General features: G+C 43.9%; 18 protein-coding genes. 13 read left to right on the top strand and 5 right to left on the bottom strand.

Annotated elements, in window-relative coordinates; genetic code table 11:
- Positions 1-3: 3 nt before the first annotated feature.
- The 5 genes from CSV76_RS08005 (at position 4) to CSV76_RS08025 (ending at position 2,077) form a co-directional block, all read left to right on the top strand.
- A complete protein-coding gene (locus CSV76_RS08005) occupies positions 4-225 on the top strand; it encodes a DUF1659 domain-containing protein (RefSeq protein ID WP_085426183.1) in 222 nt (73 codons plus the stop codon).
- A gap of 23 nt (positions 226-248) precedes the next feature.
- Complete coding sequence (locus CSV76_RS08010) at positions 249-467, top strand: DUF2922 domain-containing protein (protein WP_085426184.1); 219 nt, start codon at positions 249-251, stop codon at positions 465-467.
- 67 nt (positions 468-534) lie between these two features.
- Positions 535-663, top strand: coding sequence for a YvrJ family protein (locus CSV76_RS08015; RefSeq protein ID WP_085426185.1), 129 nt, complete (start codon positions 535-537; stop codon positions 661-663).
- Between the two features lie 119 nt (positions 664-782).
- Positions 783-1,373 (top strand): SCO family protein, encoded by a 591-nt coding sequence (locus CSV76_RS08020; RefSeq protein WP_085426186.1) that lies wholly within the window; start codon positions 783-785, stop codon positions 1,371-1,373.
- Positions 1,374-1,393: 20 nt separating this feature from the next.
- A complete protein-coding gene (locus CSV76_RS08025; protein ID WP_085428942.1) occupies positions 1,394-2,077 on the top strand; it encodes a lytic transglycosylase domain-containing protein in 684 nt (227 codons plus the stop codon).
- A 181-nt stretch (positions 2,078-2,258) separates the two neighbouring features.
- Here the strand turns inward: CSV76_RS08025 and CSV76_RS17275 are convergent, their stop codons facing one another.
- The 3 genes from CSV76_RS17275 to CSV76_RS08035 all read right to left on the bottom strand — a co-directional run bounded on the left by CSV76_RS17275 (position 2,259) and on the right by CSV76_RS08035 (position 3,359).
- A complete protein-coding gene (locus CSV76_RS17275) occupies positions 2,259-2,402 on the bottom strand; it encodes a hypothetical protein (protein ID WP_158232763.1) in 144 nt (47 codons plus the stop codon).
- A 14-nt stretch (positions 2,403-2,416) separates the two neighbouring features.
- A complete protein-coding gene (locus tag CSV76_RS08030; protein ID WP_085426187.1) occupies positions 2,417-2,671 on the bottom strand; it encodes a GlsB/YeaQ/YmgE family stress response membrane protein in 255 nt (84 codons plus the stop codon).
- Positions 2,672-2,810: 139 nt separating this feature from the next.
- On the bottom strand, positions 2,811-3,359 hold the full coding sequence (locus CSV76_RS08035; protein WP_099625212.1) for a cysteine hydrolase family protein: 549 nt from the start codon (positions 3,357-3,359) through the stop codon (positions 2,811-2,813).
- Between the two features lie 355 nt (positions 3,360-3,714).
- Here CSV76_RS08035 and acnA point away from each other — a divergent pair, with 355 nt between their 5' ends.
- The 3 genes from acnA (at position 3,715) to CSV76_RS08050 (ending at position 7,539) form a co-directional block, all read left to right on the top strand.
- The gene (gene acnA / locus CSV76_RS08040) at positions 3,715-6,429 is read left to right on the top strand and encodes an aconitate hydratase AcnA (protein ID WP_099625213.1); all 2,715 of its coding nucleotides are present in this window, start codon (positions 3,715-3,717) and stop codon (positions 6,427-6,429) included.
- A gap of 367 nt (positions 6,430-6,796) precedes the next feature.
- On the top strand, positions 6,797-7,222 hold the full coding sequence (locus CSV76_RS08045; protein WP_099625214.1) for an acyl-CoA thioesterase: 426 nt from the start codon (positions 6,797-6,799) through the stop codon (positions 7,220-7,222).
- A complete protein-coding gene (locus CSV76_RS08050; RefSeq protein WP_085426190.1) occupies positions 7,222-7,539 on the top strand; it encodes a hypothetical protein in 318 nt (105 codons plus the stop codon). Before CSV76_RS08045 ends, CSV76_RS08050 begins: the two co-directional genes overlap by 1 nt.
- Positions 7,540-7,560: 21 nt before the next feature.
- On the opposite strand, the gene CSV76_RS08055 is transcribed toward CSV76_RS08050, so the two are convergent.
- Together CSV76_RS08055 and plsY are read right to left on the bottom strand one after the other, a co-directional pair.
- Positions 7,561-7,854, bottom strand: a complete 294-nt coding sequence (locus CSV76_RS08055) for a HesB/YadR/YfhF family protein (RefSeq protein WP_099625215.1) — start codon at positions 7,852-7,854, stop codon at positions 7,561-7,563.
- 28 nt (positions 7,855-7,882) lie between these two features.
- Entirely contained in the window at positions 7,883-8,485 is a 603-nt protein-coding gene (plsY, locus tag CSV76_RS08060; RefSeq protein ID WP_099625216.1) for a glycerol-3-phosphate 1-O-acyltransferase PlsY, read from the bottom strand.
- Between the two features lie 231 nt (positions 8,486-8,716).
- Here plsY and parE point away from each other — a divergent pair, with 231 nt between their 5' ends.
- The 5 genes from parE (at position 8,717) to CSV76_RS08085 (ending at position 16,544) form a co-directional block, all read left to right on the top strand.
- Positions 8,717-10,732 carry a DNA topoisomerase IV subunit B gene (parE, locus tag CSV76_RS08065; protein WP_233204436.1) on the top strand — a complete coding sequence of 672 codons (2,016 nt, stop codon included), beginning with the start codon at positions 8,717-8,719 and terminating at the stop codon, positions 10,730-10,732.
- Positions 10,729-13,155 carry a DNA topoisomerase IV subunit A gene (gene parC / locus CSV76_RS08070; RefSeq protein ID WP_099625218.1) on the top strand — a complete coding sequence of 809 codons (2,427 nt, stop codon included), beginning with the start codon at positions 10,729-10,731 and terminating at the stop codon, positions 13,153-13,155. The genes parE and parC overlap by 4 nt, the downstream gene beginning before the upstream one ends.
- A 335-nt stretch (positions 13,156-13,490) precedes the next feature.
- A complete protein-coding gene (locus CSV76_RS08075) occupies positions 13,491-15,641 on the top strand; it encodes an acetate--CoA ligase family protein (RefSeq protein ID WP_099625219.1) in 2,151 nt (716 codons plus the stop codon).
- Between the two features lie 19 nt (positions 15,642-15,660).
- Positions 15,661-16,104: a MaoC family dehydratase N-terminal domain-containing protein gene (locus CSV76_RS08080; RefSeq protein WP_099625220.1), complete on the top strand. Its 444-nt coding sequence runs from the start codon at positions 15,661-15,663 to the stop codon at positions 16,102-16,104.
- Positions 16,105-16,118: 14 nt separating this feature from the next.
- Positions 16,119-16,544, top strand: coding sequence for a MaoC/PaaZ C-terminal domain-containing protein (locus CSV76_RS08085; protein ID WP_099625221.1), 426 nt, complete (start codon positions 16,119-16,121; stop codon positions 16,542-16,544).
- The last annotated feature ends 9 nt before the right edge of the window (positions 16,545-16,553 follow it).

A 16,553-nucleotide genomic window follows, 5' to 3' on the forward strand; every position in this document is an offset into this window, starting at 1 on the left:
GACATGGCAGCAGGACTAGAATTCAGCCAGGCTACGGCAAAGGTTCACTTTAACGCAGGCGTAAACGAGAGAGGTCACTTCATTCGCAAGATTAAAACGTACAAATTCATCAACGACGACGCAACACCGGCGAATATGTACACCGCTTTGACACAACTTGCATCATTATCTAGCTATCCATTAATTCAGCTTGAGAAAGTTGTAACAGAAGATCTTCATAAATAAAACCGTAAAGGAGGAGAACGCACATGGCAAAAGTATTGGAATTGACATTCTTAACCGCGGCGAATAAACCGGTAAAGTTAACGGTAGACGAACCGTACACGGGTATTACGGAGGCACAAGTGGAAGCCGTTATGCAACAAGTGATCGCAAACAACATCTTCGTCATTGAAGAATCCCCGCTCGCCAAAATCAAAAGTGCGCGTATCATAGCGCGCGATACAGAAATGCTCGTGAATCGATAACACGCTGCCGGTTTTCAGTCTCGTACTGGAAGCCGGCTTTTTTATTGAATGAAAGGAGGAGTGGACAATGGAGAACTGGTTACAGCTTATACAAGATGTCGGATTCCCGATTTTCGTATCGTTCTATCTGCTACATCGATTGGAAGTCAAACTGGAAGCGATCCATGGCGTTCTCTCAGATATCAAAAACCGATAACTTCATAGGAACTTCATGAATCTGCCATGGTTTAGCCAAAATGGAAGACACCTTCACCTTGTATGACTTGTGAACTTTCGTTATGATAAAGTCATTAGTTAAAGGTGGGGGAATCGAATATGTATAAAAAGTTTTTAATACCGGTTACATTGATCTTTGTGCTGATGTTGAGTGCCTGTGGTGGCGGATTTAAACCAGATCATAAATACAAGGTGGATTCGTTTGAGTTTACCAATCAGAACAATGAAACAGTAACCGATAAAGATTTGGAAGGCTCCGTATGGCTGGCACAATTCGTCTTCACGAAGTGTACAACTGTTTGCCCACCTATGATGAGCAATATGGTCACGTTACAGGAAAAATTAATTGACAATAAGATCGAGGATTACAACATTGTGTCATTCAGTGTAGATCCAGACGTAGATACACCGGAAGAACTCGGAAAGTATCTCGACCTGTTCAGCGCGCCAGATGAAAGTAAATGGCAAATGCTGACAGGATACGATATGAAAACGATTGAAAAATTTGCAGCTTCATCGTTTAAGCAATTAGTAAAGCAAATTCCGAACGATGATCAAGTACTCCATGGCGTTTCATTTGGATTGGTCAATCAAAACAATGAAGTGGTAAAATTATATGGTGGGAACGAAGACGTACAATATGATACAATCGTAAAAGACATTAAAGCACTCATCAAAGAAGGCAAGTGATGAACGGAAGGGGTGAGGCAATGAAGAAATTAAAGAAGAAGAGGCTTAGTCGATCGGGACGCGTTATGGTCGCTTTTTTGGTTTTATTAGTTCCTGTTGCTGTCACACTCTTTACGATTTCTGCCATTCTTTGGGTGAATTTCGGAAAACACGACACGATTGCAGAAACGGCTACGGCATTATTTCATATTCAAGACCGCAAAACGGGAGAAGCTGTCCCACAGGAATTTATTCCAATCTATATCGCGGCGGCTGAAAAATACAGCATTCCTTGGACGTTGCTTGCGGCGCATCACCGTATAGAGACCAGGTTTTCCACGATGAAAACCGACGTCTCACCGGTTGGGGCAGAAGGGCCGATGCAGTTCATGCCATGCACCTTCGTCGGCTGGGACTATCCCGGCTGTAAGGAGTTAGGCAAGGGAGATATACCTGAACGGGACAAGATCGATCCAGCAGTAATCAAGGAGTACGGTGGCTATGGCGTCGATGCGAACGGTGACGGAATAGCCGATCCATTCGACATAGAAGACGCCATCTTCAGCGCAGCGCATTATCTGTCGGATAGCGGGGCGGCTGACGGCAATATAGAAAAAGCAGTGTTCAACTATAACCGCAGTGATCAGTATGTAGAAGATGTCTTATGGTACTACCATGAGTTTGAGGAGCAACGCCAAGCATCAGAAAAACAAGCGAAAAAATAAAACGCAGAGCCAACAACCGAACTTCGGTGGCTCTGCGTTTTTTAGTTTGTTGATGGAATGAGTGGGTCTATGAGCGGTTAAAGAAGCTGATAGAGCACTCGCGTAGCCAGATAGAGCGGTTAGCGGGGAGGATAGAGCGAAAATCGCGTGACATAGAGCGGTTATGGGATTCTAAGAGCGCTCAAGTGAATCTATGATCGCCTAGAGCGTTATAACGATCCAAGCGATTCATCCACGACGCAAAGTCGATCAACGTCACCTTCACATCTCCCAATCCCTCTGCTAAAACAAAAAAACGTGAAGCCCACCCAAAAGGTGACTCCACGTTTGATGTGTAAATTATGATGCTTTGCGCATACTCTTCATAATCAAGCTTACGATGAATACAAGTACAATCGCACCGATTAAAGCGGGTAAGAAATAGAAACTAGAGATCTGTGGACCCCATTCTCCTAATAGTGCACCACCAATCCATGCACCTACAATACCTGCAATGATGTTACCAATAATACCGCCGGGAATATCTCTACCTACAATAAGTCCAGCTAACCAACCAATGATACCTCCGATAATTAAGAACCATAAAAAGCTCATGTTGCTCATCTCCTTTTTTAGTATGTGACGTTATGTAGCTCTCGCTTAGTCTTTGTATTACCGACTTTTTCATACATCAAACATTTTTCGATAAAAAAAGTTCAGACAGGTGAAATTACCTGCTGAACTCATGATCAGTTTACTTGGCGATAACCGTTGCGCCTAGTGTGTTTTGGAAGTGCGAAAGCGCCCATTCGTGACCTGCTGGATTAAAACTTGCGACGCCTCCTTCATGAACAACTATCGTGTAACCGAGGTTGTACGCATCGACAGCGGTATGTAGAATGCAAATATCCGTGCAGACACCCATGAGATGAATTTCGGTTATTCCGCGTGAACGCAATTGGATATCGAGGTTCGTTCCAGCAAATGCGCTGTAACGTGTTTTGTCCATCCAGATGATATCGTCTGAATGCTTCGTATACAGATCATGTAATTTACCATACAAGTGGCGGCCTTCCGTACCTCGGATATTATGAGGAGGGAATAGTGCACCTTCAGGATGATAAGGATCATCCACTTCATGCAGGTCATTGATGACGAATACCGGAAGCTTCTGTTCGACATACTCTTTTGTGACATCGACAATATACTCTTCAAGCGCGATGCCTGGATCACCGCAAGTGAGTGCACCATCTTCTGCAACGAAATCGACTGTGTAATCTACTACTAGCAAAGCTTTATTCATACAAATCCACTCCTTTTCTTCATTTTGTCATAGTGGCGGCTTGATGTCTAAACATATGTAAAGACACCGTAACGATCATTATTTTCTACAAAGTTATAAATAAATAAAAACTATTCTAACATTTTATATAGGAAGTAAATGTAATTTATGTTGTTTTTATCGAAAAATAGAGGGCTATTTGAGAATCATATTAGCTAATTGAGAATTCTTAAGGATATTTTGATTAGTCATAAGATTTTCTTATGTGTACAGATAAATTATATGTATTTTACTATTGTTCTTTGGTATACTAAGATGGAGTAGAGGAAAGATGTAAACTTTTCATCTTTCAGTACATAAAGGGAGGAAACAAAAAATGGCAAAAAGCAACTTGCATAATAGCCGTCAGTCTTTCACAGTAAACGACAAGACGTATAACTACTACCGTTTGAAAGCTTTAGAAGAAGCAGGACTAACAAAAGTATCTAAACTTCCTTATTCTGTAAGAGTATTACTAGAATCAGTACTTCGTCAACACGACGGATACGTAATCAAGGACGACCATGTTGAAGATTTAGCTAAATGGGGCACTGTACAAAACGCAGACGCTGAAGTTCCATTCAAACCTTCACGCGTAATTCTACAAGACTTCACAGGAGTTCCTGTTGTAGTAGACTTGGCTTCATTGCGTTCTGCAATGAATGAATTAGGTGGAGATCCAAACGAGATCAACCCTGAAATTCCAGTGGATCTAGTAATTGACCACTCGGTACAAGTAGATAGCTATGGTACGCCACAAGCTCTACAAATGAATATGGAACTTGAATTCGAACGTAATGCTGAGCGTTACCAGTTCCTAAGCTGGGCACAAAAAGCATATGATAACTACCGTGCAGTACCACCTGCTACAGGTATCGTTCACCAAGTAAACCTTGAATATCTTGCAAACGTTGTTCACGCTGTTGAAAACGAAGATGGATCATTCGAAACATACCCAGATACATTAGTTGGAACGGACTCCCACACAACAATGATCAACGGTATCGGCGTACTTGGATGGGGTGTTGGTGGTATCGAAGCTGAAGCAGGAATGCTTGGACAACCTTCATACTTCCCAATTCCAGAAGTTATCGGTGTAAAATTGGTTGGAGATCTTCCAGACGGAACAACTGCAACTGACTTAGCGCTTAAAGTAACTCAAATCCTTCGTGCACAAGGTGTTGTAGGTAAATTTGTTGAGTTCTTCGGCCCTGGCGTTTCTAAATTGCCACTTGCTGACCGTGCGACAATCGCAAACATGGCGCCTGAATATGGGGCTACTTGTGGATTCTTCCCGGTTGACGAAGAGTCACTTAACTATATGCGCTTAACAGGCCGCGACGAAGAACACATTGCAGTAGTGAAGCAATACTTGATCGAAAACGATATGTTCTTCACTCCTGAAAAGGAAGAGCCGACATTCACTAAAGTTGTAGAAATCAACCTTAGCGATATCGCTGCAAACCTTTCAGGTCCAAAACGTCCACAAGACTTGATTCCATTGACTGAAATGCAACAGTCTTTCAAAGACGCAGTTGTAGCTCCAGAAGGAACACAAGGCTTTGGCTTAACACCAAAAGAGCTTGAGAAAAAAGGCACAATTAAGTTCGAAGACGGACGTAAAGTTGAGCTTAAAACGGGTGACGTTGCAATCGCAGCTATCACTTCTTGTACAAACACATCTAACCCTTACGTAATGTTAGCGGCTGGATTGGTTGCGAAGAAGGCTGTTGAAAAAGGACTTACACCTCCTGCATACGTTAAAACTTCATTGGCGCCAGGTTCAAAAGTTGTTACTGGCTACTTGAACGAATCAGGTCTATCTGATTACATGGATCAAATCGGATTCAACACAGTAGGTTACGGATGTACTACATGTATCGGTAACTCAGGCCCATTGCTTCCAGAGATCGAAAAAACAATTGGCGACGAAGATCTTCTAGTTACATCTGTCCTTTCAGGTAACCGTAACTTTGAAGGACGCGTACACCCATTCGTTAAAGCGAACTACTTGGCTTCACCTCCACTAGTTGTGGCATACGCACTAGCTGGAACAGTGAACATTGACTTCGCAAAAGATCCAATCGGAACGGATAAAGACGGTAAAGACGTATTCTTCAAGGACATCTGGCCTACTACACAAGAAGTCAACGATGTATTGAACGCTACAGTTACACCTGAATTGTTCCGTAAAGAATATGCTCGCGTATTCACTGAAAACGAAGCATGGAACGCAATTGAAACAACTGACGATTCTCTATACGATTTCGATGAGTCTTCAACATATATTCAAAACCCACCGTTCTTCGAAAACCTTTCGAAAGAACCTGCGGACATCGAGCAGCTTAAAGGCTTGCGTGTAATCGGTAAGTTCGGTGATTCTATCACGACTGACCACATTTCACCTGCTGGCGCTATCGGTTTGAACACACCTGCTGGAATCTACTTGCGTGAAAATGGCGTTGAGCCACGTAACTTCAACTCGTACGGTTCACGTCGTGGTAACCACGAAGTCATGATGCGCGGAACGTTTGCGAACATTCGTATTCGTAACCAAATCGCAGCTGGCACTGAAGGTGGATTCACTACGTACTGGCCAAACAAAGAAGTTATGCCGATCTATGATGCAGCTATGAAGTATCAAGAAGACGGTACGGGTCTAGCTATCCTTGGTGGTAAAGACTACGGAATGGGTTCTTCACGTGACTGGGCAGCAAAAGGTACAAACTTGCTTGGTATCAAAACAGTTATCGTAGAAAGCTTCGAACGTATTCACCGTTCTAACCTAGTGATGATGGGTGTACTTCCACTTCAATTCATCAATGGTGAAAACGTTGAGTCTCTAGGCTTAACTGGTGAAGAAGAAATCTGTGTTAATATCGCTGAAGGCGTAAAACCACGTTCAATCCTTAAAGTAGTAGCGAAAGCTCCAGACGGCAAGGAAACTGAATTTGAAGTACTAGCACGTTTCGACTCTGAAGTTGAAGTGGACTACTACCGTCACGGCGGAATCCTTCAAATGGTTCTACGTAATAAATTAGCAGCAAAGTAATAAGAAATAGATGAAGATGCCCGGCTTAGCCGGGCATCTTTTTTTGCGTTTTCATCGGCTTAGTGAGGGCAATCGCGGTTGCCGCTCATAGATTCGGTCGAGTGCTCATAGAAACGCGTAAGTGCTCTATGACGACCGTTAATCGCTCTATCAAGACCCCTAGTCGCTCATAGACACACGACAAGCGATCATAGAGACCCCGCAACCGCTCATAGCCTACCACACATCACGCGTCTCATTTTATCTAAACTTCACATAGCTAAAGAGTATAACTAAGTCAGTCACTAACTAATTTCTCCACATATCACAATGTCTATCACAAGCAATCCACTTTCCCGTTCGCTATACTAGACCATGAGGTGATCACATGTTTGCCAGTGAAAAAGAAATCGAAGTACGCTACGCAGAAACCGATCAAATGGGCGTCGTCTACCATGCCAACTACTTAGTTTGGATGGAGATTGGCCGTACCACGTTGATCAAAGACTTGGGATACGAATACGCACAGCTAGAGCGCGAAGGCTACCTATCGCCCGTGACGGAGCTGTCCGTGAAGTACAAGACGTCCATTACATACGGCGAGACCATTACAGTCAAAACATGGGTGGAGTCGCACGGCAAGCTCCGTACGGTTTACGGTTATGAAATCCTACACGCCGACGGATCGATTGCTGCAACAGCCGTTTCCGAGCACGTAGTAGTAAAAAAAGACAGCTTCCGCCCAGTATCAATGCGTAAAATTCATCCGGAGTGGGACGCTATGTACACGAAGATTCAGCGAGTGGAAGGCTAATGGCGTTCGGAATTGATCGACAGCAATTAAGAGAGTGGAAGCATGCGGTAAAGTGTGGAGAAATAGCATTTTTGACACATTACTGGCTAGATGACCGTTTCCCAACCGTCAATACAGTCACAAAAGCAGGTTGCAGTGATGTCGAAAAGCTCATAAAGTGGGGAAAACAATACGGATTGCAGCCTGAATGGATCCATGCACGCGAAGAATATCCACATTTCGACCTTCTAGGAGAGCGGCAAGTGGATATTTTGAAGCAAGAAGGGCAATTACACCAATTAACACGATTAAAAAATGGTAAGCATAACTCATTATAAGAGTTATGCTTACCATTTTAATTATGCTACGTGATAGTCAAAGGCTATTTCGTCAGTTGATGAGTCCATATCGATATACAAATCATGCCCATCAAAGAACCAAACATCGCGTTCTTCTACATAATAATGAACACCATTTATGACGTTTTCGAACGCTAATTCGTCAGGATCTTCTTTCGTAAGCCCCATGGAGAAACCTTCGTGTAACTTACTAGAGCCACCATAACGTGCGTAAAACTTTATATAATCGCCTGAAGAAACATCCATTTCTTCTTCAAACCACTGTATTGCTTGTTCGGACAGGTGAATTTTCATGCTGTAAACATCCTTTCCAGTAGAGTACCTATAGCCATTTCACTTTCGGTTCAGTTCCGTTTTTAATTCGACTCATATTATCGCGGTGACGGTAAAAAATGAAGAAGCCCATCAGTGAGACGACTAAAAATAAATACAGGTCGCCGCCCATAAAATAATAAATGAGACAGTAAATCGGTCCCAATACGGATACGATGATGGATGTTAACGATACCATCTTCGTTAGTTTTAACGCAATCAAAAACGTAATGACGACCAATAAAAATATAGGCCAATTATAGCCAAGTAATACACCACCTGAAGTGGCAACTGCTTTTCCGCCTCGAAGTCCTGCGAAAATAGGGAAGATGTGGCCGAGCACTGCAACAATTCCAAGAAGTAATGGATGAATCGCTGTGTCGTGGAAAAATGGTACTAGCGGCAAGAGGACGGCTGCTGTTCCTTTGAGAATATCTAGTAATGTCACGACGATGCCGGCTTTTTTCCCGAGCACGCGAAATGTATTTGTTGCCCCCATGTTTCCACTGCCATGCTGTCTAACGTCAGTTCCATAAAAAAGCTTGCCGATCCATAGTGCGGAAGGGATCGAACCGAGCAAATAGGCTGCCAGAATGATCAAGTAATTTTCCATAGTGAACCCCTTTATGCATGATAAAATATTTTAGTATAAGTGTAGCAGATGCATAAGTTCTGGACAATAATAGAATTCTAGAGGAAGATGAAGAATAGACGAAAAGCGGAATTTCCGTTTAAATCGTTCAGAACGTTGTCACGGTTTGCTCGTTGCATTCCGTACATTTCTTCTATACAATAGGTTGAGCTGAAACAAAACGTTGATTTGACAAGGTTTATCAGAAGATGTATGATTAAAATAACAGAACATTTGTTTGACGGGGGTTTCATTTTGACGAAACAGAAAATACAAAATACGTATGATGATAGTTCCATTCAAATTTTAGAGGGCTTAGAAGCAGTACGAAAAAGACCCGGAATGTATATCGGTTCGACTGATACGAGAGGACTTCACCACTTAGTCTACGAAATCGTCGATAACTCAGTGGATGAGGCGCTAGCTGGCTTCGGTAATGAAATTGATGTCACGATCCATAAAGACGGCAGTGTGAGTGTGCGAGATTACGGGCGCGGTATGCCAACGGGTAACCACGAGTCGGGCAAGCCAACTGCTGAAGTCATCATGACCGTTTTGCACGCGGGCGGAAAGTTCGGTCAAGGCGGCTATAAAACGAGTGGTGGATTGCACGGCGTAGGGGCATCCGTTGTCAATGCGTTATCCGAGTGGCTAGAAGTGACGATCTATCGTGAAGGCAAGAAATTCCTTCAGCGCTTTGAAAATGGAGGAAAACCGGTCACGACGCTTGAAGAAATCGGTAAAACGAAAGAAACCGGCACGACGATTCATTTCAAACCGGATACGACGATCTTCTCTACGATTAAATATCAATATGACACACTGGCAGAAAGATTGCGTGAGTCCGCTTTTCTATTGAAAGGTTTAAAGATTACGCTAAAAGAAGAAAGTACGGATAAACAAGATGTTTTCCATTACGAATCGGGTATTGAAGCGTTCGTTACGTATTTGAATGAAGAAAAAGAAGTGTTGCATGAAGTAGCGTATCTAGAAGGCGAAGTCGACGGCATTGAAGTCGAGTTTGCGTTCCAGTTCAGCGATGGCTATGCCGAGACGATTCTTTCATTCGTCAACAACGTCCGGACGAAAGACGGTGGAACACATGAAACCGGTGCGAAAGCCGCGATGACACGTGTCGTCAATGAATACGCACGTAAAGCTGGCTTATTGAAAGAAAAAGATAAGAATCTCGATGGCTCCGATATTCGCGAAGGGATTGCAGCCATTGTTTCCGTCCGTATTCCAGAAGAAATCTTGCAGTTTGAAGGTCAAACGAAAGGAAAACTTGGTACAAGCGAAGCACGAACGGTGACAGATGCCGTCATTTCGCAAAAAATGCTGTATTTCCTTGAAGAAAATGCGGAACTGAGCGCAAATCTTGTCCGTAAAGCGATCCGTGCACATCAAGCACGTGAGGCTGCACGAAAAGCGCGTGAAGATGCGCGTTCAGGCAAGAAGCGGAAAAAATCCGATACGTTGTTGTCGGGTAAATTATCTCCGGCGCAATCACGTAACGCAGCAAAGAATGAATTATATCTCGTGGAAGGTGACTCAGCGGGCGGTTCGGCAAAACAAGGACGTGATCGTACGTTCCAAGCGATTTTGCCGTTGCGTGGTAAAGTCATCAATACAGAAAAAGCGAAACTTGAAGATATCATGAAAAATGAAGAAATTAACACGATCATCCATGCAGTTGGTGGTGGAGTCGGTGCGGATTTCCAAATTGAAGATGCTGCGTACGATAAAGTCATTATTATGACCGATGCCGATACCGATGGTGCACACATTCAAGTGTTGCTATTGACGTTCTTCTATCGCTATATGAAACCGTTAATTGAAGCGGGTAAAGTGTATATCGCACTGCCACCTTTATTCAAAGTATTTAAAGGGACCGGTAAAAGTGAAAAGCTTGCTTATGCGTGGACAGATGACGATCTTGCAGGGGCTATCGAAAAAGTCGGTAAAGGCTATATGCTTCAGCGCTACAAAGGTCTTGGTGAGATGAACGCCGATCAATTATGGGAAACGACAATGGATCCGTCAACACGGACATTGATTCGAGTAACGATTGAAGACGGAGCAAAATCCGAGCGTCGCGTGACCACATTGATGGGTGATAAAGTGGAGCCACGTCGTAAATGGATCGAAGAAAACGTTGATTTCGGCTTGATTGAAGAACATAATATTTTAGACAATGCATTTATACATGTTGAGGGGGATACGGAATGACACAGTCAGAAACGTTTCAAGATCTGCCCTTGGAAGAAGTAATTGGTGATCGTTTTGGGCGTTATAGTAAATACATTATCCAGGACCGTGCGATTCCAGATGCACGGGACGGATTAAAGCCAGTGCAACGTCGTATTTTGTATGCGATGTTCCACGAAGGCAATACACATGAAAAAGCGTTCCGTAAGTCCGCGAAAACGGTCGGTAACGTCATCGGTAACTATCATCCACACGGTGATACATCCGTTTATGACGCGATGGTCCGGATGAGTCAGTCATGGAAACTGCGTCATGAAATGGTGGACATGCAAGGAAATAACGGTTCGGTCGACGGTGACTCCGCGGCTGCAATGCGTTATACCGAAGCACGTTTATCCGCTATTGCGAGTGAAATGCTGCGCGATATTCGCAAAGAAACGGTCGATTTTGCGTTTAACTTCGATGACACGGAACTCGAGCCTACCGTCTTACCGGGACGTTTTCCGAACTTATTGGTCAACGGCAGTACAGGTATTTCCGCAGGATATGCAACCGATATTCCACCTCACGCATTGCATGAAGTCATCGATGCGGTCTTGATGCGCTTAAAGAAGCCGGATGTCAGCGTAGATGAGCTGATGACCGTTATTCCGGGACCAGACTTCCCGACAGGCGCGATTATCCAAGGAACAGACGGAATCCGCACAGCCTATAAGACAGGAAAAGGCCGTTTTATCATTCGTGCATTATGGGAAATCGAGCAATTAAAAGCCGGTAAATCTCAAATCGTCATTACGGAAATTCCGTATGACGTCAATAAAGCGAATTTGGTCAAGAAAATGGATGAACTGCGCCATGATCGTCGATTGGATGGCATCGCGGAAATTCGTGATGAATCCGACCGTACCGGAATGCGTATTGTTGTCGAGTTGAAGAAAGAAATGGACGGCACTGCGATCATGCAATACTTGTTGAAGCATACCGATCTACAGATCACATACAACTTCAATATGATCGCCATTGCAGGCAGACGTCCGATGCTAATGTCTCTTCCAATGCTTCTTGACGCGTATATCGATCACCAAAAAGACGTCATTACACGACGTTCTACTTTTGATATTCGTAAAGCTAAAGATCGATTACATATCGTAGACGGCTTAATGAAAGCTTTATCCATTCTCGATGAAGTCATTAAGACCATTCGCGCGTCAAAAGATAAAAAAGATGCAAAAATGAACTTGATCAATGCGTATGAATTCACGGAAGTTCAAGCAGAAGCCATCGTTTCATTGCAACTTTATCGACTGACGAATACGGATATTACGGAATTAAAGCGTGAAGAAGAAGAATTGCGCAATTTAATTGAAGAATTAGAAGCGATTCTTGCAAGCGAAGCGAAGCTTAAATTCGTGTTGGTAAAGGAAATCAAAGCGATCCGCAAGCAGTTTGCTGAACCACGTCGTTCCGTAATTGAAGAAAAAATCGAAGAGCTAAAAGTAGATCTTGATATCTTGATTCCGAGCGAAGAAGTCATGGTATCCGTCACAAAAAGTGGTTATGTCAAGCGCACAAGCATGCGTTCATACTCCGCGTCTGCTGGCAAAGGCCAAGAAATGAAGGAGTCCGACTATACTCTATTCGAATCTGCGATGAATACACAGCATCACTTGCTGTTGTTCACGTCATTCGGTAACTACATCTACCAACCGGTCCACGAGCTTCCTGAGATACGCTGGCGTGATTTAGGACAGCATATATCGAGTATCGCGGGACTCGAGCCAGGCGAAGAGCTAGTAGACGTCATTGGGCTAGAGAAATTCGACGAAACAAGCAGCATTTTAACTGCGTCTTCCAATGGAAACGTAAAAATATCCAAATTGATCGATTACCAAGTACAGCGTTTTAACCGTTCATTCAAAGCAATGAACGTTAAAAAAGACGATCGACTAGTCGGTGCACGGATTGTCACAGGCGAAGAAGACGTATTATTAGTAAGTAAACAAGCCTATGCCCTACGATTCGCGCTGTCAGAACTCGCCATTACCGGCATCCGTACCGGCGGCGTTAAAGGAATCAATCTGAAAGCCGACGACGCACTCGTGGCGTTTGAAGTCATTACACCACAAACGCGGAATATCTTTATTGCTACACAGCGTGGATCAGTGAAGCGAATGAATATTTCTGAGTTTGAAGTTAGTTCTAGAGCACTTAGAGGCGTAACGGTTGTAAAAGAATTGAAGTCTAATCCACATCGAGTGATTGCGATGAAGACGGTGAAAGACGATGAGGAAATGGTTTTGTTGACGACACGGAATCACAATATAGAAATCGATCCGATGTCGTTGAAGAACACAACCCGTCAGTCGACAGGCAGTGCTGTCGTAGATGAGGCGAAGGACGGCAAGATTGTGCAAGTTTCTACGGTGAAAAAAGAACGTAAATAAGTTTCATAAACATAGAGTTGTCCGCTAGTCGTTATATCCGACTGGCTGGGCAGCTCTTTTTTGCGTTCCATACAGGAAAAAAGCGGTGATCTTTCTTCCATGTCGTGGTGATCTCGCATAGAAGTCGGGTGTATCTATTCTAGTCAGAAAATAATGAGAATGAAAAACACTGTATTCCCAATGCTTCATCAGGACGTCTTCAAACTTATCCAGTGCTAATAACATTAATTACTTAATCTCAAAAAAGTAAAAATAGTAAAAGACAGGCTTTGCTATGATTTGATACAAGTTAGACAAACAACTAGCAGATATGAGAGTGGAGAGGTGAAGAGTATATGAAATTGATAAATGAAGAGGTTGTATCGAACTTAGAATTGGATCCATTATTCCATCCACGTACGATTGCGGTTTTAGGAACTTCCGAGAATCCAAATAAAATTGGATACTTGCAGCTAAAGGCGCTACTTGACGGAGGGTTTGCAGGAGATATTTACCCGATCCATCGCAGTGCGCAGCAAATTGCAGATTTGATGTGTTACCCAAGTGTTAAGGATGTACCGAATACAGTAGATTTAGCTATTCTCTGTGTGGGGATCGACCAAGTGGAAAAATGTTTGATCGAGTGCGGTGAAAGCGGTGTCAAAGCGGCAATCGTCTTCGCTTCAGGCTATTCCGAAATTGGGGAAGCGGGTCTAGTAGCTCAACAACGTCTAAAAGACATTTCCGACAAGTACAATATCCGCATTATCGGACCGAACTGTGTCGGCTTACTCAATACAACGAATGGGTTGATGGGAACTTTCTCGCCAGGATTGACGAATATGCCGTTGAATAAAAAGCGTGAAGCAGGCTTCGTCACACAAAGTGGAGCGTTCGGCGTGTTGACGTATATCGCCGCTGCCCAGCAAGGTTTAACATTCAACTATTTTGTCAGTGTTGGTAATGAAGCTGACGTAGGCTTTGCGGACGTCATGGAATACATGCTGCATGACCCGAACACGACAATCGCAACCGGCTATCTCGAAGGAGAGAAAAATCCTGAGAAGTTACGCAAGCTAGCGAAATTCGCACTCGAGATCAACAAACCAATGGTCATCATGAAATCAGGACGAAGCAGTGCAGGCAGTCGAGCCGCAGCGTCTCACACAGGTTCACTAGCGGGCGCTGATCAAGTATATGACGGATTCTTCAAACAAACCGGTATTGTTCGAGTGGAAGATTACGTAGACATTATTTCTTTCTCTAAGCTATTCATGTCGAAGAAGACACCGAAAGGAAGAAATGCGGTCATCATTACGAGCTCCGGCGGAAGAGGAATCAACGAAGCCGATCGCTGTGAATCATACGGGTTGAACATTCATCCGCTAAGCGATCAAGTGAAAAAAGAAATCGAGAAAAACATTCCTAGTTATGCAAGCGCTTCCAACCCGATTGATCTGACTGCAGCGGCATCGATTACTCATCCCGAGCTATTTATTGAACCATTGAAAGTGCTCGTCAACGATCCGGACACAGACATCATCATCTTCTCCGAATTCCCAATGGGCTGGGATGAAAACACGCCCGAGTTACAAGAATTTGTGCAGCTTTGCGAGAACTCCGATAAGTTCGTTCTAGTGACGACATTCCCACTTGAAGGCATGTCCGTTCCTAAAGGTGTCGGTTATTTAGAAGATCACGGTATCGCGTTCGTTAGAGGTGATATGAACCCGATCCGCTCACTTGCCAAGCTCGTTGAATATAGAGAAACCTACGAGAAAGCTAAAGAACAGCGAATGCAAGCGGAACCTAAGAAAATCAATAAAAAGAATATCCGCCACTTATTACTAGAAAACCAGACGTTAAGTGAGTCGCAGTCAAGCGAAATCTTGAACGAATACGGAATTCGGACAGCAAAACGCGCAATCGCACAATCTGCTGAAGAAGCGGTACGGTTTGCGGACAATATCGGCTATCCTGTCGTGTTGAAAATCGATTCACCTGACATTCCGCATAAGACGGAAGTAGACGGTATTCGCTTGAACGTACAAAACGCGGAAGAAGTCAGAAAAGCGTATGACGAAGTGTATCAAAATGCTACACGAAACTGTCCAACCGCCACTATTCACGGTGTGTCCATACAAGAAATGTTAGCTGAAGGCGTGGAGGTCATTGTAGGCGTTACGAATGATCCGACATTCGGTCCGGTTATCATGTTCGGTCTCGGTGGTGTATTCGTTGAAGTGTTCAAAGATGTATCATTCCGCGTCGCACCGATCACGAGACAAGATGCGATCGACAAAATGGAAAGTCTCAAAGGCTATGAACTATTAAAAGGTGTACGAAATAAAAAGCCCGTCGACCGAGAAGCAATCATCGACGTGTTGCTGAAAGTGTCCGAATTGATTCAAGACTATCCGAATGAAATACAGGAAATCGATATCAATCCGCTCATCGTGTACGAAAACGGCATTGTAGCGGCAGATGCATTGATTATTACAAAGTAACTCATGAGGAGGATGGAAAATGGACTTAGATCAAAATGTCATTGGCTTAACGAGTAATGAATACGTCTTTGAAGTAGAACGACGACATGTCGGTCAATTCGCTGCGGCGATTGGCGACGATCATCCACTTTATACAGACGAAGAGTACGCCAAGCAATCGGCTTACGCAGGACTGATCGTACCGCCGACATTCCCGATCGCGATGAATGACGGCGAGACGGAAATGCCACTCGATCTCGACCAGCGCAGAATGTTGCACGGCGAGCAGGAATTCCTGTACTACAAGCCAATCCGCATTGGAGACCGACTGCGTTGCCAGATCAAAGTAAGCGATCTGTATGACAAAGAAGGCAAAAGCGGAAAGATGCAGTTTTTGAAGCTCGATACGGAAATGAAAGATGAAACGGGCGAACTGGTTTGTATTAGCCGCATGAATATCGTCTATCGCGCACTAGCGAACTAATGGAGGGACCTCATATGATCAAAGATTGGGTGTTGGAAGAACTAACTGTAGATCAGAAACTTGAACCGATGGTGAAGCCACCGATTACGAAAGTACAGCTCGCCCAATATGCAGGTGCATCCGGAGATTTTAACCCGTTGCACCTCGACGATGACTTCGCAAAAAAAATCGGCATGGACGGTGTCATTGCACACGGTATGCTCGTAATGGGTTTCCTTGGTGAGTACGTCATGAAAATTGCCGGCCAGGAAGCACGCGTCGCAAATTTAAAAATGCGTTTCGGCAAAATGACAGTACCAGGTGACGAAATTCGTTGCTTGGGTGTAGTGGAACGAACATACGAAGAAGAGGGCAAGCGATGTATCGCGCTTGAACTGACTGCCGAGAAAGTATCCGGAGAAGTCGTCGGATCAGGGAGCGCCATCTTGCAATTAACGTAAAAGCTATCG

This window comes from Sporosarcina sp. P17b, assembly GCF_002743115.1.
Classification (GTDB): domain Bacteria; phylum Bacillota; class Bacilli; order Bacillales_A; family Planococcaceae; genus Sporosarcina; species Sporosarcina ureae_C.